At 58.5% G+C, this 258-nt stretch carries 1 protein-coding gene; it reads left to right on the top strand.

The window, feature by feature from the left end; genetic code table 11:
* Nucleotides 1-118: 118 nt before the first annotated feature.
* On the top strand, nucleotides 119-258 hold a 140-nt coding region (locus tag AC1RPW_RS08560), incomplete at its 3' end, for a helix-turn-helix domain-containing protein (protein WP_481769539.1).

Raw genomic sequence — 258 nt, forward strand, 5'->3', positions numbered from 1 at the left:
GGTACGAGCTACCCGAGTCGAGTCAGTCGAAAGATGTTCAAGCCCAGGTGTCAGCGCTCGTGAGGAACTGAACACATTCGCTCTTTGAGATCTGGACACCTACTCCACGATTGGACGGGTGATCTCCTTGGAGCATTGGGCCTTGATTCGGCAGTTGCATCTGGCGGAGGGAGTGCCGAAGGCGCAGATCGCGAGACAGCTTGGGATCTCGCGGACGACGGTGTTGAAGGCGTTGGCGTCAGAGTCGCCGCCGACGTT

The sequence above is a fragment of the Dellaglioa sp. CoH-55-MRSF-8 genome, assembly GCF_056782195.1.